Source organism: Amazonocrinis nigriterrae CENA67 (genome assembly GCF_016056305.1).
Classification (GTDB): Bacteria; Cyanobacteriota; Cyanobacteriia; order Cyanobacteriales; family Nostocaceae; genus Amazonocrinis; species Amazonocrinis nigriterrae.
The window spans coordinates 25759-43744 of record NZ_JAECZC010000050.1; the positions used below are offsets into that span (position 1 = coordinate 25759).

General features: G+C 40.8%; 18 protein-coding genes and 3 pseudogenes. 11 read left to right on the forward strand and 10 right to left on the reverse strand.

What is annotated here, in order from left to right; genetic code table 11:
- The 3 genes and pseudogenes from I8748_RS21290 to I8748_RS21300 form a co-directional block, all read left to right on the forward strand.
- Positions 1–239 (forward strand): annotated as a pseudogene (locus I8748_RS21290) (IS110 family transposase); the annotation flags it as partial.
- 215 nt (positions 240–454) lie between these two features.
- Positions 455–1168, forward strand: a complete 714-nt coding sequence (hetL, locus tag I8748_RS21295) for a heterocyst differentiation pentapeptide repeat protein HetL (RefSeq protein WP_198126549.1) — start codon at positions 455–457, stop codon at positions 1166–1168.
- Between the two features lie 81 nt (positions 1169–1249).
- Complete coding sequence (locus I8748_RS21300) at positions 1250–1612, forward strand: ArsR/SmtB family transcription factor (protein WP_198126550.1); 363 nt, start codon at positions 1250–1252, stop codon at positions 1610–1612.
- Between the two features lie 55 nt (positions 1613–1667).
- Here I8748_RS21300 and acsF read toward each other — a convergent pair.
- A pseudogene (gene acsF, locus I8748_RS21305) lies at positions 1668–2570 on the reverse strand (magnesium-protoporphyrin IX monomethyl ester (oxidative) cyclase); the annotation flags it as partial.
- Positions 2571–2968: 398 nt separating this feature from the next.
- On the opposite strand from acsF, the gene I8748_RS21310 reads away from it, so the two are divergent.
- A complete protein-coding gene (locus tag I8748_RS21310) occupies positions 2969–3091 on the forward strand; it encodes a PEP-CTERM sorting domain-containing protein (protein ID WP_198126551.1) in 123 nt (40 codons plus the stop codon).
- A gap of 127 nt (positions 3092–3218) precedes the next feature.
- Positions 3219–3824, forward strand: a complete 606-nt coding sequence (locus I8748_RS21315; RefSeq protein WP_225896499.1) for a PEP-CTERM sorting domain-containing protein — start codon at positions 3219–3221, stop codon at positions 3822–3824.
- On the opposite strand, the gene I8748_RS35795 is transcribed toward I8748_RS21315, so the two are convergent.
- The 7 genes from I8748_RS35795 to urtA form a co-directional block, all read right to left on the reverse strand.
- A complete protein-coding gene (locus I8748_RS35795) occupies positions 3821–3943 on the reverse strand; it encodes a hypothetical protein (protein ID WP_263976278.1) in 123 nt (40 codons plus the stop codon). The two genes, I8748_RS21315 and I8748_RS35795, sit on opposite strands and share 4 nt — an antisense overlap.
- 86 nt (positions 3944–4029) lie before the next feature.
- On the reverse strand, positions 4030–4728 hold the full coding sequence (gene urtE / locus I8748_RS21320; protein ID WP_198126552.1) for an urea ABC transporter ATP-binding subunit UrtE: 699 nt from the start codon (positions 4726–4728) through the stop codon (positions 4030–4032).
- Between the two features lie 80 nt (positions 4729–4808).
- Positions 4809–5000, reverse strand: a complete 192-nt coding sequence (locus I8748_RS21325; RefSeq protein ID WP_198126553.1) for a hypothetical protein — start codon at positions 4998–5000, stop codon at positions 4809–4811.
- Entirely contained in the window at positions 4997–5743 is a 747-nt protein-coding gene (urtD, locus tag I8748_RS21330) for an urea ABC transporter ATP-binding protein UrtD (protein ID WP_198126554.1), read from the reverse strand. Before urtD ends, I8748_RS21325 begins: the two co-directional genes overlap by 4 nt.
- A complete protein-coding gene (gene urtC / locus I8748_RS21335; protein ID WP_198126583.1) occupies positions 5718–6833 on the reverse strand; it encodes an urea ABC transporter permease subunit UrtC in 1116 nt (371 codons plus the stop codon). Before urtC ends, urtD begins: the two co-directional genes overlap by 26 nt.
- A gap of 31 nt (positions 6834–6864) precedes the next feature.
- Positions 6865–8025 carry an ABC transporter permease subunit gene (locus I8748_RS21340; RefSeq protein ID WP_198126555.1) on the reverse strand — a complete coding sequence of 387 codons (1161 nt, stop codon included), beginning with the start codon at positions 8023–8025 and terminating at the stop codon, positions 6865–6867.
- A gap of 126 nt (positions 8026–8151) precedes the next feature.
- The gene (gene urtA, locus I8748_RS21345) at positions 8152–9468 is read right to left on the reverse strand and encodes an urea ABC transporter substrate-binding protein (RefSeq protein ID WP_198126556.1); all 1317 of its coding nucleotides are present in this window, start codon (positions 9466–9468) and stop codon (positions 8152–8154) included.
- Positions 9469–9739: 271 nt separating this feature from the next.
- On the opposite strand from urtA, the gene I8748_RS21350 reads away from it, so the two are divergent.
- The 6 genes and pseudogenes from I8748_RS21350 (at position 9740) to I8748_RS21375 (ending at position 16399) form a co-directional block, all read left to right on the forward strand.
- On the forward strand, positions 9740–10282 hold the full coding sequence (locus I8748_RS21350) for a 1,2-dihydroxy-3-keto-5-methylthiopentene dioxygenase (protein ID WP_198126557.1): 543 nt from the start codon (positions 9740–9742) through the stop codon (positions 10280–10282).
- A 514-nt stretch (positions 10283–10796) separates the two neighbouring features.
- Positions 10797–11192 (forward strand): hypothetical protein, encoded by a 396-nt coding sequence (locus tag I8748_RS21355; RefSeq protein ID WP_198126558.1) that lies wholly within the window; start codon positions 10797–10799, stop codon positions 11190–11192.
- A 403-nt stretch (positions 11193–11595) separates the two neighbouring features.
- Positions 11596–15225: a HEAT repeat domain-containing protein gene (locus I8748_RS21360; protein ID WP_198126559.1), complete on the forward strand. Its 3630-nt coding sequence runs from the start codon at positions 11596–11598 to the stop codon at positions 15223–15225.
- Between the two features lie 385 nt (positions 15226–15610).
- Positions 15611–15835, forward strand: a complete 225-nt coding sequence (locus tag I8748_RS21365) for a type II toxin-antitoxin system HicB family antitoxin (protein ID WP_198126560.1) — start codon at positions 15611–15613, stop codon at positions 15833–15835.
- A 118-nt stretch (positions 15836–15953) separates the two neighbouring features.
- Positions 15954–16178, forward strand: a pseudogene (locus tag I8748_RS21370) (type II toxin-antitoxin system HicA family toxin).
- Positions 16175–16399, forward strand: a complete 225-nt coding sequence (locus I8748_RS21375) for a type II toxin-antitoxin system HicB family antitoxin (RefSeq protein WP_198126561.1) — start codon at positions 16175–16177, stop codon at positions 16397–16399. Before I8748_RS21370 ends, I8748_RS21375 begins: the two are co-directional and overlap by 4 nt.
- Positions 16400–16512: 113 nt before the next feature.
- Here I8748_RS21375 and I8748_RS21380 read toward each other — a convergent pair whose 3' ends face one another.
- Positions 16513–16806 (reverse strand): hypothetical protein, encoded by a 294-nt coding sequence (locus I8748_RS21380; protein ID WP_225896500.1) that lies wholly within the window; start codon positions 16804–16806, stop codon positions 16513–16515.
- A gap of 272 nt (positions 16807–17078) precedes the next feature.
- Positions 17079–17849 (reverse strand): 3-methyl-2-oxobutanoate hydroxymethyltransferase, encoded by a 771-nt coding sequence (gene panB / locus I8748_RS21385; RefSeq protein ID WP_198126562.1) that lies wholly within the window; start codon positions 17847–17849, stop codon positions 17079–17081.
- Positions 17850–17986 lie beyond the last annotated feature (137 nt).

Genomic DNA, 17986 nt, shown 5'->3' on the forward strand with positions numbered 1-17986 from the left:
CAGCACTTTGCAGAATGAACTTTTGGCAACATGTCATAACTAAAATTGAAGTTGACCGCTTGCCTGACAATAATATTGGCCTTGAGATTGCTGAGTATAAAGCCGAACTTAAGAAAAATGTTGATGCTTCTGGCAAACAATTACTCAACGGTAAACATTTGCAGTCCAAGCTCAGCTCTAAGGTTGCTAATATGCTGTTTCGGGAGTTGACTAGAGCGATCGCGATCGCTTTTCACTAATTCCTGATGCTAAACCCCCACTTCTCCAAGCTGGGGGTTTTTAAATTCCTCAGTCCCCAGTCCCCAGTCCCCAGTCCCCTGTTATCGGTTAGAGTGAAAGAATCATGTCTGTCACAGAACTGATGGCAGAGTTAACCCAACCTCACAAGCCAATGCTGTCAAAGGTCGTTGTCTAGGGGAAGAACGCGCTCCAGGTAAATTAAAGGTCGTAAATTATGGACGTGGATAAAATTCTCAAACGCTATGCTGCTGGAGAAAGAAGCTTTCAGCGAGTAAATCTGCAAGAAGCAGAATTGACCAATGCCAACCTCAAAGGCGCAGATTTTAGCAATGCCGATTTACGTCAGACGAGGCTGGGTAAAACCAACTTCAACCAAGCATGTCTGCGGGAGGCCAACCTGAGTGAAGCGATCCTCTGGGGAATAGACTTAAGTGAAGCAGATTTGTATTGCGCCATTCTGCGTGAGGCTGATTTAACTGGTGCAAAGCTGGTTCAGACCCGCCTAGACAAAGCTAATTTAATCAAAGCTAGTTTATGTGGTGCTAATTTGAATGGTGCAAAGCTCTCTGGTTCTCTACTAATTCAAGCAGACTTGCGTCCTAGTTCCAATCAACGCACAGACCTGGGATATGCGGTTTTAACTGAGGCAGACTTGAGTTACGCTGACTTGCGAGCCGCTTCACTGCACCATGCTAAGTTAGATGGAGCAAAGCTGTGTCGGGCAAATCTGAGTCGGACAATCCAATGGGGAGATTTGGCAACGGATCTTAGTCAAGCTAATCTGCAAAGAGCAGATTTGAGCTATGCAGATCTAAATAGTGCTATTTTGCGAAAGGCTAATCTGCAAGGAGCAGACTTAACCGGAGCCATTCTCACTGACGTTGATTTCCAGGGCGCGATCATGCCCGATGGCACGGTTCATGATTAAAGATGGGCGATCGCTAATTAACAATTAGTTATACTACTAATTAGTTATCAAGCAAGATTGTCCTGACTATTAAATCTCCCTATGCCCAAAGCTAAGCCATCCAAGACCGATGCAACTGTTCTTGTAGCAGTTGCTGACTACTTTAAGGTTTTATCAGAGGTGAGTAGATTACAAATTTTGGCCTGTCTCAAGTCAGGCCCAATGAATGTAATGGAAATTGCCGAGGCTACTGGCTTAGGGCAGGCAAATCTATCTAAGCATCTGAAAGTATTAACTCAGGCGGGGGTTTTATCTCGTCAGCCCAAAGGCACAAGTGCTTATTATGAGATTGCCGATCCCATGATTTTTGAGCTTTGTGAGTTAGCCTGCGATCGCATTAGTGAGCGTGTACAACAGCAGGCTGAAAGCCTAAAAGCTTTTGGCAGCAAAACAGCAATTTTTTGAACAAAAATATCCCCTACCCTCAACAAGAAAACACCACAAAATGCGATCGCACCAGCTAACGAACTGTTCCCCGCAATGCTTCAGTATCAATTGGTTTGATGAGATAGAGTAGCAACAGATTCCAGACAATTGCCGTAATCCAAGGTAATTTGCGGACAAGCTTCACAACTATTGGCCCAGAACTACGGTCAATCTTCAACAGTTTCATGTTGTAATCTGAACAGCGATGCAGACGTGGGAAAAACTGGGGATGTTCAGTATTTAGCTTCACCGGAAAAGCACGACCCGCAGTTTCGTTAGTTTCGTATACAACTTGCCGATCAAATTCTGTTGCATTCAGCCCTAGTGAGTGATAAAAACCAGCCCGTTCGTGAACTGTCATGGTGTGGGTAGCAAATACTGATAATAGGAAAAAGCGACTCCATAATCTTGCTTTCCAGTTATTCCAAAGTTGAGGTTGAGAACGTAAAAGTACTTTAAATATATCCCCGTGGCGGTTTTCGTCCTGACACCAACTCTCAAAGTAGCGAAAGATGGGGTAAAACTGGTTTTCTGGATGCTTTTCTAGATGGCGATAGATAATAATGTACCGCCAATAACCAATTTTTTCTGATAGGTAGACAGTATAGATTACCCACTCTATTGGGAAAAACGTATAAGTACGGGTTTTAGTAACAGTGGCTAAATCTAGGGAGAGTTTAAAATCGCCCATTGCTTTGTTGAGAAATCCGGCGTGGCGGGCTTCATCACGCGCCATCAGTTGAAATATCTCGGCTAGCAGTGGACTGCGGTTTTTCAACTTGCGGGATAATTCCTTGAAGAGCAAGAAACCAGAAAACTCAGAAATACAAGAGCGTTCCAAATACTCAATAAATGCCTGCCTTGCTTCACCATCAATGTGTTCCCAAGACTGCTCAAACGCCTCATCCCGAACAAAATGATGGCGGTTGTAGTCCGCAACAGATAAATATAAGCCTGGGCATTGTGGGGCGATCGCAAATACTATTAACCATTAAAGGTGGTGATTCTACCTGAAATAAACGTTCTACTAAAAAGTTGGGAACCAGAGCCAAAGCTGTGAACTTTTCAAACTTAATTATATCAGCATTTTTCTCATAGCAATCATGTCTGCTAACCGTCCCAAATAGATTATTGAAGGGCATTGTGTATTTATAAATTTTGAATTTTCACTCTTAATTTCTGCTGTATGTTGTATCTTCATCCAGACCAAGAAAACTTTAAGTATAAAGTTTTGATAAAGTCAGCGTTTGATTACCTAGTTGAATTGATTTTGTCCAACTTAGTTGGTAGGATACTAGAAACCAAAAAAACTTGTTAGTAACAAAGTATACTCTAATGAATAATCTTTCACTAGTAATTAAAAAAGTACCAGAACCATCAATTTCAGGAGGTCTTTCAGTTGGTGTATCTTTACTCATACTTTTGAAGCTGCGTAGAACTCGCCAAGTATTGCAGTAGAGTGCATTACTATTTAGAAGCTTAAATTCTGAACCTACGACAGTTATAAAAATTCAACTGTTACAGTCCGAACCTTACTAAAGAGTTTTCTTACTACACCAATTTATATACAGGATAAAATTTGATTTTGAAAGCAACATTTGTCACAAAGTTTATTGCTCTAGGATTAGGATTGGTTACATTATGTACCGCAACTTCTGCTAAGGCTGCTGTCTTGACTTATCAAGGTGATACTACAAATCAGCCGACTTGGCGACGTACTGCACCAGGCGATCCCCCTGTTCTAGTAAGTGGTGAAAGAGACGGAACAATGGGTATGATCGTACCTTACAGCGTTTTTCAGTTTGTGGTTGAAGAATCAGGTTTGTATACATTTAGCAGTAGTGTACCTGGAGCGACATCAGCAAATGATGGAGCCTGGGATAATTTTTTAGTTTTATATCAAGACAGTTTCAATCCCACTAAGCAATTGACCAATGTCCTCATTGCAAATACTACTCCTAATAACGGTAGCCCGGCATTCAGCCGACAACTAACTGCTCAACGAAATTACTTTTTAGTCACAACTGGTCGGCGAGTAAATGACTTTGGTACTTTTACTAACACAATTAGCGGTTCGGGCAAAATTGTAGCAGTACCCGAATCAGATTCAATACTTGGCACATTAGCTGCTGTTAGTGCTGGCTTACTTGTGTATCAGCGAAAACGAGCTAGTGCAAACATAGTTAATTAACTGCGTTTAGGTACAACTACTCTGCCCAATTGGGTGGAGTGGATGGGGTAATTTGTGGCGATCGCGCTGCCTGTGTCAAATTCTAGCAGTTGTCGGGGGAGGCGATCGCACTTTGTCATATCAATATTAATAAGTCCTCATTTTCAAGCTTTATTTGTTTGAGTCAAACCGATGATTTTTGTTCTCTTTTAATTGATGTCAAAAATTAAACAGCCAAAAACCTTTGAATCACATCTTGGCTAAGTTCGTCAGTTGAACCAGAGGCGACAATACCGCCTTTTTGCATAGCGTAGTAGTAATCGGCTTGCCGGACAAAATGTAAGTGTTGCTCTACTAATAATACAGAAATGCCTGTGGTTTCAACGATACGACGGACTGCTGCTTCAATTTCCAGGATGATGGAGGGTTGAATACCTTCGGTGGGTTCATCCAATACGAGTAATTGGGGTTGTCCCATTAAAGCACGAGCGATCGCTAATTGTTGCTGCTGTCCCCCACTCAAATCACCACCCATCCGCGAAAGCATGGTTTTTAGCACAGGAAATAAGCTAAAAATTTCTTCGGGAATTTCTGCTTTTTTTACTGGTTTGCGTCTGGCTTCTAACCCCAGCAGCAAATTTTCTTTGACTGTTAAACGGGGGATAATTTCTCGTCCTTGGGGAACATAACCAATTCCTAATTTTGCTCTTTGATCTGGAGATTTGGAGTTGATTAATTGTTCATCTAAGTTAATTGTACCGCTGCGGGGTTTGAGTAATCCCATGATGGTTTTGAGTAGGGTGGTTTTTCCTACACCATTACGTCCAATTAAGCAGACCATTTGTCCGGATGGTACGCTTAAATCTACATTGCGGAGAATGTGGCTTTCGCCATAGTAGACGTTGAGGTTAGAGATTTTTAGCATTAGTTCACGCAGAGGCGCAAAAGCGCAGAGAGGAAGAATTGAGTTTTTATAGTTTTTTATGAGATGGATTATTCAACTGCTTAGAAGTCATTGGCGTAAGCTTTTGCCAAGTCAGCATCAATACTTTCATTGTCTATACCTGTGGGATAACCCAAGCTAATTGCACCTGCATAATTAAGTAGCTGTTGAAGTGTTTGTTCTGGTTTTGCTTCTGGTTGTGGCTTAGCACCAGTCACAATACCATGCCCTATGCCCAAGGTGAAGTTTTTCATTCTTGCTGTTGTCCTAGATATACTTCAATCACACGAGAGTCATTTTGCACTTCCTCAAAATTGCCTTCACACAACACCGAACCTTCATGTAATACTGTTACTTTCCGAGCAATTTGACGCACAAATTCCATATCATGTTCAATGACTAAAATTGAATGAATTTGCGCTAGCGCTAAAAGTAATTCGCCGATATTATAAGTTTCTTCATCTGTTAAACCTGCAACTGGTTCATCAACGAGTAATAAATTAGGGGACTGTGCTACTAACATGCCAATTTCTAAACGTTGTTTTTCTCCGTGAGAAAGTAACCCAGCTTTGATATCTGCTTTAGCAGTTAAACCAATTGTTTCTAATAATCCTTTAATACTATTCTTTTCAGCAGCATGAGGACGACCAAACAAGGTAGAAAAGACATTTTTATTGCGGTTGCTGGTAATTTCTAAATTTTCACGCGGTGTTAAGTTCAAGTAGACTCTGGGTGTTTGAAATTTCCGTCCAATTCCCAATCTGGCAATTTGATGTTCGGGTAAAGAACGCAGATTTTTTCCTTTAAATAAAACTCGCCCTACTGTTGGTTGTACTTTTCCGGTAATCACATCTAGAAATGTTGTCTTCCCCGCACCATTGGGGCCAATGACTACCCGCAATTCACCAACATCCATGCTAAAGTTTAGCTGGTTGAGAGCTTTAAAACCATCAAAGCTTACAGTTACGTTTTCAGTTTCTAATATTTTCACGTTCATGTTGCACTTGGGCGTCTTCTTCTAAAGCAGGATATGTAGCAATTTCTTGACGACGTTTGAAAAGAGGAAAGTCTTGATTACGCAACCATCCTACTATGCCATCAGGAAGCACTGTCACAACTATTAAAAATAGTGCCCCTTGGAAAAATAACCAAATTTCGGCAAATTGTTCACTTAAAAAAGCACGGGCATAATTAACTAATAAAGTTCCCACAATAGCCCCAATTAAAGTAGCGCGTCCTCCCACCGCTACCCAAATCACCATTTCAATAGAAAAAGCAATATCCATTGCTCTGGGTGATACAGAACCACTTTGGAGGGTGTAAAATGCTCCTGCTATGCCAGCGATCGCACCGGAAACTGCAAACACCAATACTTTAAAATCTGTAGGATCATAGCCAGAAAATCGCACTCGATTTTCATCATCACGAATGGCTATCAACAATCTACCAAAACGTCCACTAGTCAACCAACGACAAACTCCATAGGTAACTGCAAGGAACACCACCGTCAAAACATAAAAAACAAATTGTGTTTTGGCATCACTCACCGTTGCCCCAAACAAAGTTGTAAAATCTATTAAACCATTGGTGCCATTAAAAAGTTGTTGTTGACCATTAAAGAAATTGAAAAATACAATAATTGCGGCTTGAGTCAAAATCGAAAAATAAACACCTTTGATGCGATTACGAAAGACTAAATACCCCAACAATCCCGCTAATAAACCTGGGATAATCACCACAGCAGCTACAGCCACCGGAAAAAAATAAAAAGGTTGCCAAAACCAGGGAAGTTCCGTTACCCCATAAAGTCCCATAAAATCAGGTAACTCACCAGATGGAACTTGCAGTTTCAGGTACATAGCGATCGCATATCCACCCAAACCAAAAAAAATCCCATGACCCAAACTCAGTAACCCAGTATAACCCCAAATCAAATCAATACCCAAAGCCACAATAGCCAGCGATAAAAACCTGCCCAACAAATTCAGACGAAACTCCGTCAACATCACTGGCATAATTAATATGAGGACGAGTGCGATCGCGACCACCACCCCGACCTCAATTAACCTTCCTCCCTTCTTTTTCATCTTGGCGTCCTTGGCGTCTTGGCGGTTCGTTTTAAACATCAACACTACGTCCTTTTTGTGGAAAAATACCCCTAGGCTTCCACTGTAAAAATACAATAATCAGCGCAAATACCATCACCTTAGCCATACTCGTCGTTGCAAAAAACGCAAAGAAATCAGCCAAAGGTTTAACAGGAGTTAACAACGAAGCCAAAGTACTAGAACCAATTAAGAAATTAGCCGTACCAATTGCCAAAGCTGCCACAATAGAACCAGCTAAATTACCCACACCACCCACAACAACCACCATAAAAGTATCAATAATATAATTTTGTCCAGTATTTGGCCCTACAGAACCTAGTAAACTAATAGCACATCCAGCCACACCAGCTAATCCTGAACCCAGTGCAAAAGTTATAGCATCGACTTTTTCAGTCGGGATACCTAAACAAGCACTCATACTGCGGTTTTGTGTAACAGATCTAATTCTTAAACCCCATTTAGAACCTTGCAAAAATAGATAAATTCCGGTCACAGAAATTATCGTTAAACCGATAATAAATAACCTAGCAAACGGTAATTGCACACCAGCTAAAGATATGCCATCTTGTAACCAAGTAGGCGCTGTTACATCCACATTTTGAGCGCCAAACCAAGGTTGAGTCACTGTCAGCTGATAAGTTTGACTCAATAAGTTGCACGTCGTGATTGTCACCCCCAGCGACAACAATAACAACACCGCCACAACCCAGTTACGAATCCTTGCCAAATTTGTACGCGAATTTAAAATCCACAAACCTCCAAAAAATAATATAGAAAATAGTCCTATACCAATTACCAAAACTAAATTTACGCTGCGAACAAACTGCTGAAAAATCAAACTGACTCCCCAAGTTGCCAGTAGAGTTTCTAGAGGTCGTCCATAAAGATAACGAATCACACCTCTTTCGAGAATTAAACCCACGACAGCAGTAAAAATAAAAGCAATAATCAAAGCCAAAAATATATAAACTTCAAACCATACACCACCCAATTGTTTACAGCTATTTTGAACAACAAATGTCGTATAAGCACCGAACATCATCAATTCCCCATGTGCCATATTGATGACACCCATCAATCCAAATATAATGGCAAGTCCCAACGCAGCAATTAATAATACAGCGCCAATACTAATACCATTAAATACAGCTTCTAAGAAAACTGTGAACACTTTTTCTCCTAAATTTTAATAGTTAGTTGTCAGTTGTCAGTTATTAGTTGTTAGTTGTGAGGCAGTACGGTCTTGGGGGAAACCCCCAAGACCACACTGACTCACCACTGACCACTGACTCTTGACTTACGCTTTCTTGTACTTACCGCCTTTATTTGGATCAGACCAATCACAAGCGAATCCCTTAGTCTCTTTCACAAACTGATTCCAGGGAACTGGATCAACTGGTGCGGGTGTAGCATAGACAATATCAAACAAACCATCTTGCCTAACTTGACCAATCCGCACAATTTTAGATATGTGATGATTGGCTTCCATTGTCACTTTTCCTTCAGGCGCATCTATGGTTTGACCGTATGCTGCTGCACGCACTTTAGCTAAGTCAGTAGTACCAGCTTTTTCTACTGCTTGTTTCCATAAATAAACTGCAATGTATGCTGCTTCCATTGGGTCATTTGTCACCCGATTTTCACCATACTCTTTCTTGAAAGCTGCAACAAACTTTTTATTAGCAGGTGTGTCTACTGTTTGGAAGTAATTCCAAGCTGCATAGTGACCTTTAAGATACTCTACACCAATTGCCTTGACTTCTTCTTCAGCAATACTTACAGACATAGAGGGATATTTTTCTGGTGTTAATCCCGCACCTTTTAATTGTTTGAAAAAGGCAACATTGCTATCACCATTTAAAGTGTTATAAATCACTCCACCGTTGGGCAAAGCTTGCTTGATTTTCGTGATGATTGGTGTAACTTCTGTATTGCCTAGCGGTAAGTAATCTTCACCAACTGTTGTCCCACCAAGTGCCGTTAATTGTGCTTTAATAATTGTGTTAGCAGTACGCGGAAAAACGTAGTCAGAGCCAACTAAGAAGAATTGTTTGCCCTTATTTTTTAACAACCAATCAACAGATGGTTCAATTTGTTGATTTGGGGCGGCACCAGTGTAAAAAATATTTTTAGAACACTCTTGACCTTCGTATTGCACTGGATACCAGAGCATATGATCTTTACTTTCAAATACTGGCTTCACATTCTTGCGGCTAGCAGAAGTCCAACAACCAAAAACTACAGCAACTTTATCTTGATCAATTAGCTTCGTTGCTTTTTCTCTAAAAGTATCCCAATTAGAAGCACCATCTTCCACAATTGCTTCAATTTGTTTTCCTAAAACACCACCAGCAGCATTAATTTCTTTGATTGCTAATTTTTCAGCATCTACAACGCTTTTTTCACTAATAGACATTGTACCGCTGAGAGAGTGTAAGATACCTACTTTTATGGTCTTACTATCAGTCGCAGCCACAGGAGATGCATTAGAAGAGGTGGCTGGTTTTTCTGTAGCGCTTGGGGAATTATTCACGCAAGCCTTGAGAAAAAGGCTGCTGCCGAGAGTAGCAGAACTGTAAATCAAAAAATTACGTCGATTAAATCGTTTACTCATCTGTTTATGAATTTTCCTTTTGATGAATCAGCTAAGTGATAGGAAGCTGACAATATCAATCTTCAAATTGTGATATTAGTGCTATATTTAACTATGAAAAAGTTATCAGTTATACAATTACTTGATTTAGCTAATAAAAAATTAATTATAAGATAACAAATTTAATAAATATTAATGCGTTAAAATAATCACCATTGGCAAAATAGCTAGCGGATAAATTTACCTTTGCTACAACAGCAATTAGTTATTTTTTCATTAGGGAAATTAATTTATGGCGATTCTTAAACTAGAAAATGGAACAATACTAACAGATATTGAGGACATTGCTCAAGAATTGGCATCCCTTAACATTCAACTGAATCGCTGGCCTGTGGGGGATAATCCTGATTTGCGTCGGTTGCTGGCACAAGATAGCCTCGACGAAGATGAAAAAGAACAAATACTAAAAGCCCTAGATAGCTATTTTGAGCAATTACAACAAACAGCAGGCTATCAATCCCGCGATTTGATTGTTCTCCATCCAGGGATTCCAAACCTGGATCAATTGCTGGCAAAATTTGACCAGATCCACACCCATGCAGATGATGAAGTCCGCTATGTTATTGATGGAGAAGCTATTTTTGGCTTTGTACGTAGCGATCGCACTCAAGTAGAACTCACCGTCCAACCAGAAGAATACATCAACGTACCTGCGGGAACCGAACACTGGTTTTATCTAACCCCAACACGACGAGTTAAAGCAGTACGCTATTTCATCAGTACTGAGGGTTGGATACCCCAGTATACATGCACAGAGAAAGCAGTTAGGATTTAGTTGTCAGTTAATACCAATTTGCAATTGCAAGAACGCAATTCACAATGCAGTAACGGTTACACAACTTGTGGTAACGGTTCCACAACTTAGTGTAACGATTACACGAATTGCGGTAACGGTTACACAACTTGTGGTAACGGTTCCACAACTTAGTGTAACGATTACACGAATTGCGGTAACGGTTACACAACTTAGTGTAACGATTACACGAATTGCGGTAACGGTTCCACAACTTGTGGTAACGGTTCCACAACTTAGTGTAATGGTTCCACGACTTGTGGTAACGGTATTCGTTAATTTATATTTTGCATTAGTAAATCTGGCGGTGCTGACGCTGGTGTGATAACGCACCCTACCGGACTTTTCACTCAGTCCCCTGCTATAGTCATAAAATTCCGAGAAATTACTACTGTAGCTGAAAAAATTGATTAAAAAAAACTGCGAGTATTGCTGAACCAGAATACAGTTTAATTGAGGCAAGCTAGCTCTGTAAGCATTTTATAGGAGTAATTTTATGCCTCGCCAAAAACGCACATCTCGCATTTTAGAAAAAGCTGAATTAAGAACCGCTGGCATGAAATCGATTGTTCCATCTATCAAATTTGATGATGAATGTAATATGGATAAACTGATAGACTCTATCGAGCAGTTACGTAAAAAAATTGATATTTATAATACTGCTTTGTCTGTGGTTGACTCTTCTAAAACTGAAATCGAACAGATGGAAAAAAAATTGAGTCAGCTTTCTGAAAAGATGCTAATGGTGGTTGCTATCAAGTACGGCAAAGATAGCCCTGAATATGAAATGGCGGGTGGCATTCGTAGTAGCGATCGCATCAGTAAAATTAGATCAAGCCGTAAGAAAAATGATATAGAACAAGCAGCAAATCAAAATGCTAAAATCGCTTAGGCGTAGGGTGTGTTGTCGTAAAGCGCAACGCACCATTACTCATATCAAGTCCGGTTAATTAGTTATGATTCCCACAGTCATTGCACCCCACCACGCCAGATGCTTCAAGTCGGCAAAGCCGCCCAACGCACTGGCTCCCCAACCCCTCCCCGTTCACGGGGAGGGGAAACAAAGCGTAGCTTTGGTGGGGTGGGGTTCTTACAGTTTAATAAGTAATCAAGCGGACATGATATCATTTCTCAGTGCGTTAGGACTCAGGCTACTCTCTGTGCCTTTGTGGTATGAGATGATTAAACCACAGAGGCGCAGAGAACACAGAGAGATTAAATTATCGTAATATCCGAAATGCTTGCTGAGGCTGGTGTATATACTCATAATCAAGCACTTAGCAAGCGTGTATATTATGGAATGGTTAGTGGTTTGGGGAGTTGCTCAAGCTGTCGGATTTGCTTTTAAGCCGATATTGGAAGACTTAGCCAAAGACGCTGCTAAAGACTGGGCTAAAGATTTATTAAAAGGTATTCCTAACAATATTTTAGCGGCACTCAAAAAAGAAGATATTGATATTGCTGCTGGTAAAGCAATCAAGGAATTTCTGCAACTCATGCAGCAAGAATTAGAAGATGCGGACTTGGAAGAAGCAGAAGTTAAGCAATATATTAAACCACTAAAACAATTTATTGGCAATAAATCTGTTAAAGAAATTTTAGGAAGTCCTTTTCAAGCAGATTGCCAAGTTTTAGACTATCAAAGCTTGACAACTATTTGGCGGGAACTGAATTTACCTATTCTCAATAATCAATTTAATTGGGAACAAGTTGGTAAGCGATATCTGAAAAAAGTTAAAGCCATTATCAGAGAATCGGATAAATTACGGTCTATTCTAGATTCAGAAAATATAGAAGCTATCAAAGATAATCTTCAACAAATAGCAGATAATACACCAGTTCCGCGAGATTTTGATTTATTTAAATATCAAGAAGCCATCCGCGAACGCTACGGCAGTCTGAAGTTAGATACTTTAGAAAGTAGATCACGGGAAAATCCCATCAATTTATGGCAAATCTTTGTTCCCCAACATGTGCGACAAGTTTATCAGGTTTTACCAGAATTGCCTAAAGAATATCTCCGCAGGCTGAAAGCAAGCAATCAATTAGATGCAGAATTTGAGATAGAAAGAATTCAAGAAGAATCAGAACGCTATCAACGCAGCTATTCCCAACAACAAATCCGTTCAGTCTTAGATGTTATTCAAGAAAAAAGATCTAAGAATTATCTAGTAATTTTAGGCGATCCTGGTGCCGGCAAGTCTACATTGTTGCAATATTTAGCATTAGATTGGGTAGATAAAACTCTGGCTAACAATGATTTTTCGCTGCCGATTCCTTTGTTGATTGAACTACGCACTTATATGCGCGATCGCCAGAACGGCAAGTGTAATAATTTTCTAGAATTTTATCATGATAGCCCTGGCTGTTTCTTTCACCTCAATCAGCATAAATTGCATGAACAACTAAAGGCTGGTAACGCTATAGTATTATTTGATGGTTTGGATGAAGTATTTGCAGGCGATGACCGAGAGGAAATAGTTACTTGTATTCATCGCTTTACTAATGAATATCCCAATGTGCAGGTGATTGTCACATCTCGGATTATTGGCTATAAGCCGGAACGTTTTAGAGATGCCGAATTTAGACACTTGATTTTGCAAGATTTAGACAAAAGCCAAGTTCAAGAATTTCTCGATAAATGGCATGATAAAACCTTTACTGCAAGTGAGCAAGAAGATAAGAGAATTAAACGGGAACGACTGCAAAGAGTAATTGATGAATCGAGAGCGATCGCAGAACTAGCAGGGAATCCTTTATTATTAACAATAATGGCAATTCTCAACCTCAAGCGAGAATTGCCCAGAGATAGAAGCGAACTGTATAAAGATGCTTCCGAGGTATTGCTGCTTAATTGGGATGGTGGACGCAATTTAATCTCAGACGAACAACTGACAAGCATTGATTATAAAGATAAACAAGCAATGTTGCGTCAAGTTGCCTATAAAATGCAAACCAGTGAAAAAGGGTTAGCTGGCAACATTATTCATGCAGATGATTTAGAAACAATTTTGTTTAATTATTTGCAAAGTATATCATTGACTGATGCCAGAGTTAAAGCCAGGAGGTTGAGAGAACAACTGCGGATTCGTAACTTTATGTTATGTTTCATGGGTGCAGATTATTATGCCTTTGTGCATCGGACATTTTTAGAATTTTTTTGCGCTTCGGAGTTTGTGCAGCGTTTTGGCAAACGAGGAACTGACAAGGGTTTAACTTTAGAAGAACTAAAAACAGAAGTTTTTGGCAAACACTGGCAAGATGAAACTTGGCATGAAGTATTGCGGCTAATTGCGGGAATGATTGATGCAGAGTTTGTTGGTGATATTCTGGATTATTTGATGAAGCAAGATGGTGAAGCGGTAAAGTTTGTTAATCTCTTTTTAGCAGCGCAGTGTTTTTCAGAAGTCAGAAATCCTTTGGTAATTAAGTCAAAAGCGGATAGCTTGCTTAAGAAAGTCCAAGATTTAATTCAATATGACCTTCCTTACTACTATGACTCCGATGAAGAAAGAGATTTAATTAGGGGAATTAATACCCAAGCTGTTGCAACAGTCGCCGCAATTTGGAAAGATCACCCCCAAACCAAAACTATCCTGCAACACTGCGCCACTGCTGATGAAGTTTGGTATGTGCGAGGTGCAGGTGTCCAAGCCTTAGCCAGCAACTTTTCCCAAGACCCAGACACCAAAATTTTTCTCCAACACTGCGCCACTGCTGATGAAGATGAGTATGTGTTAGGTATAGCTATGCAAGCCTTAGCCAGCAACTTTTCCCAAGACCCAGACACCAAAATTTTTCTCCAACACTGCGCTACTGCTGATAAATATGAGTATGTGCGACGTGCAGCCATCCAAGCATTAGCCTGTAGTTTCGCAACTGACCAGGACACCAAAATCTTCCTCCAAAACCGCACCGCTGCTGATGAAGATGAAAATGTACGACATGCAGCCATCCAAGCATTAACCAGCAATTTCTCAACTGACAATGACACCAAAACCTTCCTTCAAAACTGCGCTATTGCTGATAATTCTGAGTATGTGCAAGGTGTAGCTATCGCAGCATTAGCCAGCAATTTCCCAACTGACAATGACACCAAAACCTTCCTCCAAAATCTCACCAATATGGATAATTCTGGGTATGTGCGAGGTGCAGCCATCGCAGCATTAGCCAGCAATTTCCCAACTAACCAGGATACCAAAACCTTTCTCCAAAATCTCGCCACAGTCGATAATTCCGATGATGTGCGATATGCAGCTATCGAAGCATTAGCCAGGAATTATAAGGATGACCCCCAAACCAAAACTTTCCTGCAAACTCGCGCCCTAGATGATGAAGATGAGGATGTGCGAGGTGCAGCTATCCAAGTTTTAGCCAGCAATTATAAGGATGACCCCCAAACCAAAACTTTCCTGCAAACTCGCGCCCTGGATAATGAAAGTGAGTATGTGCGACGTACAGCTATCGAAGCATTAGCCAGCAATTGTAAAGATGACCCCCAAACCAAAATTATCCTGCAAACTCGCGCCCAGGATGATGAAGGTGAGTATGTGCGAGGTGCAGCTATCCAAGCTTTAGCCAGCAATTATAAAGATGATTTTCAAACCAAAACTATCCTGCAAAGTCGCGCCCTAGATGATGAAAGTGAGTATGTGCGAGGTGCAGCTATCCAAGCTTTAGCCAAATACTTTAAATATCAAGATGAGTTATTTGAAATTTACTACAATTGTGCTGTCAACGACCCCTTTCAACGTCGGAAAAGTTGGGAAAACAACCCTCGGTGCGTTGCAATAGAAATCATTATCAAACAATTTCCTCAACATCCCCAAACTTTACCACTGTTGCGCGACAAAGCCGAGAATGACCCAGATGAACAAGTGCGGGAATATGCTCAAAAACAGTTGCAGCAGTGGGGTAATTCGTAATTCGTAATTCGTAATTCGTAATTTGTAAGCGTCAACACCGCAAATGTCTGACGGTGCGTTAGGACAAGAGTCCATAACGCAACGCCAGTTGCTACAACGGAGGGAACCTCCCTTCGGGTTCGGCAGTTCGCAATCGGCGGAAACCGCCAAGACTGCGACTGCCTCACCGCAACGCACTGGCTCCCCTACAAAACTTCGTCATATCACGTCCGCTTGATTACCCTTAATATCCGCGCTTACCCCACCCCGCCAAAGCTACGCTTCGTCTCCCCTCCCCGCGTGCGGGGAGGGGTTGGGGGTGGGGTGCAATGACTGTGGAGAAAGACGTTAATAACGCACTTCAAAAGTTAGCAGAAATTAAACAAGCACAAGAGGAAGAACAAGAATGAATTCTCACTACACAATAATTATTCAATGGTCTGATGAAGATGAATGTTTTGTTGTCAGTCTTCCTGAGTGGGGTGAATTTTGTCATACTCATGGAGATACCTATGAAGAAGCCCTCAAAAATGCTCAAGAAGTTTTAGAAATGCTCATAGAATCATCTTTAGAAGATGGTCAACCTTTGCCAGAACCTCAAACTTTAGGAAAGCCTTTGAAAGTAGCTTAACTTCAAGTTATTGTTTGGTAATACTGAGTTGTATCGAAAGTGGAGAGGATGAGGGAGATGAGGGGGATATTATTTACCCATGTCTAGATATTTTTTTTACGCAACTTAGTATAGGGCTATGCCCAAGAAAATCAGAGAACTCAAAAGCTTGTTGTTGCAAGCAGGGTTTACATTTAAACCTGCAAAGGGTAGCCACAGTAAATGGATACATCCGTAATTGCCTAAAGCTATTATCATTGCTGGTAAAGATGGTAGCGATGCCAAACCTTATTTAGAAAAACAAGTCAATGAAGCACTTGCAGAATTAAAAAAAATAGAAGAAGGGGAGGAGCCAAAAGAATGAAATATACAATAATTATTCAATGGTCAGAAGAAGACCAATGTTATGTAGTGTCGCTACCTGAGTTTACCGATATAATGCAACCTTGTACTCATGGAGATACTTACGAAGAAGCCCTCAAAAATGCTCAAGAAGTTTTAGAAATGCTCATAGAATCATCATTAGAAGATGGTCAACCTTTGCCAGAACCTCAAACTTTAGGAAAGCCATTAAAAGTAGCTTAAGCATTCATAGAATGTGTTATTGCGCCAGCGTCAACACAGCCAGAGATTTAACGTGAGTTCGACGGATTTTAAAAACCCCACTTCCATTCCTCTCCCCTGCAAGGAGAGAGGCTTCAAAACCCCAATTTTTTGTTCTTGATTAAGGATCTTAAAGCCCCTCTCCGCGTCGGAGAGGGGTTGGGGAGAGGTAGATCGAATACAGTCATGAAATCACCATCTTTATATTCAGCGCGAACTGCTTGAATTTCTGCCTGTGTTTGTGCATCATCTTCATACAATGCTTCTTCAGCTTCAAAAATTTGTTGCTCTATTAGCTCTTGAAGTTGACGTTTTTCTATTAAATCAAGGGAAGATATTGCTTCTGCTAAAGTTTCTAAGGAGAGTTGTAGTTTAACAATGGCTGGCATTTTTCTCCTATTAGGTGTATTTTTTTCATAATGTATTCGTGGGGTGTGTTGTCGCCAAATGCTGCACCATCACTGTTATGCGGTGCGTTAGGACAAGAGTCCATAACGCACCCTACTATAATTAAAGCTCAGCACTCAGCACTTTTGTCATTTGTCAGTGGTCAGTTGTCAGTTGTCATTTGTTCTTTGCTACTTCCCATTCCCCATTGCCCCTTATCCCCAGAGGGGGCCCCGAGTTCCCCATTCCCCATTCCCAATTCCCCAGTCCCCAATTATGGAAACTTCCTTTCCCGCACTTCCATAGCATAATCCTGCACGGCTTTGCTAATTGTCTCGCGCAGATTTGTATAAACTTTGGCAAAGGGTGGTTGCTTCTCTGCAAGTCCGAGAACATCAGAGGTAACTAAAACTTGTCCATCGCAGTGAGGCCCTGCACCAATTCCAATGGTGGGAATGCTTAACTTTTGTGAAATCTGCATTGCCAAATCAACGGGGATATGCTCTAACACAATGGCAAATACACCCGCTTGTTCGAGAGCGATCGCTTCGTTTAAAATTCTGTCTGCTGTCTGTTGGGTCTTTCCTTGTTGACGCAAACCAATTTGATGTACTGATTGTGGTGTCAAACCTACATGACCCATGACTGGAATACCCGCCTGTACTAACCGAGCAATAGTTTCTACCATCGCTGGATAGCCACCTTCTAACTTTACCGCTTGAGCGCCGGTTTCTTTGAGGACTCGCCCAGCAGAATGCATTGCTTGTTGCAAACTTTCTTGATAAGTCAAAAATGGCAAATCTACCACAACCAAAGCTCGTTTCACACCACGACGCACAGATTTAGCATGGTAGAGCATTTCATCTAAAGTAATAGGCAGCGTTGTTTCATAGCCTAAAACCACCGCCATCGAGTCGCCCACAAGGATCAAGTCTACACCAGCAGCATCGAGAAGTTGAGCGATCGCATAATCCCAGGCGGTCAACGCTACAATTGAACGCCCTTGTTGTTTCCATTGAATTAATTGCTGAGTAGTGACTACCATTTTTTTAGTGCTGAGTGCTGAGTGCTGAGGAGTTAGGAGTTATGAGTGAGAAGTTAGGAATAGAGTTGGTAGTTATGATTGTAGATATTTGAGAGTTGAATTTAGTTGATAACTTTTAACTCCTAACTCTTAACTCC

What these genes read in the sequence shown, in the direction of transcription:
- hetL (WP_198126549.1), top strand. Translation starts at nt 455, where the DNA reads ATGGACGTGGATAAAATTCTCAAACGCTATGCTGCTGGAGAAAGAAGC.
- I8748_RS21300 (WP_198126550.1), top strand. Translation starts at nt 1,250, where the DNA reads ATGCCCAAAGCTAAGCCATCCAAGACCGATGCAACTGTTCTTGTAGCA.
- I8748_RS21310 (WP_198126551.1), top strand. Translation starts at nt 2,969, where the DNA reads ATGAATAATCTTTCACTAGTAATTAAAAAAGTACCAGAACCATCAATT.
- I8748_RS35795 (WP_263976278.1), bottom strand. Translation starts at nt 3,943, where the DNA reads ATGACAAAGTGCGATCGCCTCCCCCGACAACTGCTAGAATTTGACACA.
- urtE (WP_198126552.1), bottom strand. Translation starts at nt 4,728, where the DNA reads ATGCTAAAAATCTCTAACCTCAACGTCTACTATGGCGAAAGCCACATT.
- I8748_RS21325 (WP_198126553.1), bottom strand. Translation starts at nt 5,000, where the DNA reads ATGAAAAACTTCACCTTGGGCATAGGGCATGGTATTGTGACTGGTGCT.
- urtD (WP_198126554.1), bottom strand. Translation starts at nt 5,743, where the DNA reads ATGAACGTGAAAATATTAGAAACTGAAAACGTAACTGTAAGCTTTGAT.
- urtC (WP_198126583.1), bottom strand. Translation starts at nt 6,833, where the DNA reads ATGAAAAAGAAGGGAGGAAGGTTAATTGAGGTCGGGGTGGTGGTCGCG.
- urtA (WP_198126556.1), bottom strand. Translation starts at nt 9,468, where the DNA reads ATGAGTAAACGATTTAATCGACGTAATTTTTTGATTTACAGTTCTGCT.
- I8748_RS21350 (WP_198126557.1), top strand. Translation starts at nt 9,740, where the DNA reads ATGGCGATTCTTAAACTAGAAAATGGAACAATACTAACAGATATTGAG.
- I8748_RS21355 (WP_198126558.1), top strand. Translation starts at nt 10,797, where the DNA reads ATGCCTCGCCAAAAACGCACATCTCGCATTTTAGAAAAAGCTGAATTA.
- I8748_RS21360 (WP_198126559.1), top strand. Translation starts at nt 11,596, where the DNA reads ATGGAATGGTTAGTGGTTTGGGGAGTTGCTCAAGCTGTCGGATTTGCT.
- I8748_RS21365 (WP_198126560.1), top strand. Translation starts at nt 15,611, where the DNA reads ATGAATTCTCACTACACAATAATTATTCAATGGTCTGATGAAGATGAA.
- I8748_RS21375 (WP_198126561.1), top strand. Translation starts at nt 16,175, where the DNA reads ATGAAATATACAATAATTATTCAATGGTCAGAAGAAGACCAATGTTAT.
- I8748_RS21380 (WP_225896500.1), bottom strand. Translation starts at nt 16,806, where the DNA reads ATGCCAGCCATTGTTAAACTACAACTCTCCTTAGAAACTTTAGCAGAA.
- panB (WP_198126562.1), bottom strand. Translation starts at nt 17,849, where the DNA reads ATGGTAGTCACTACTCAGCAATTAATTCAATGGAAACAACAAGGGCGT.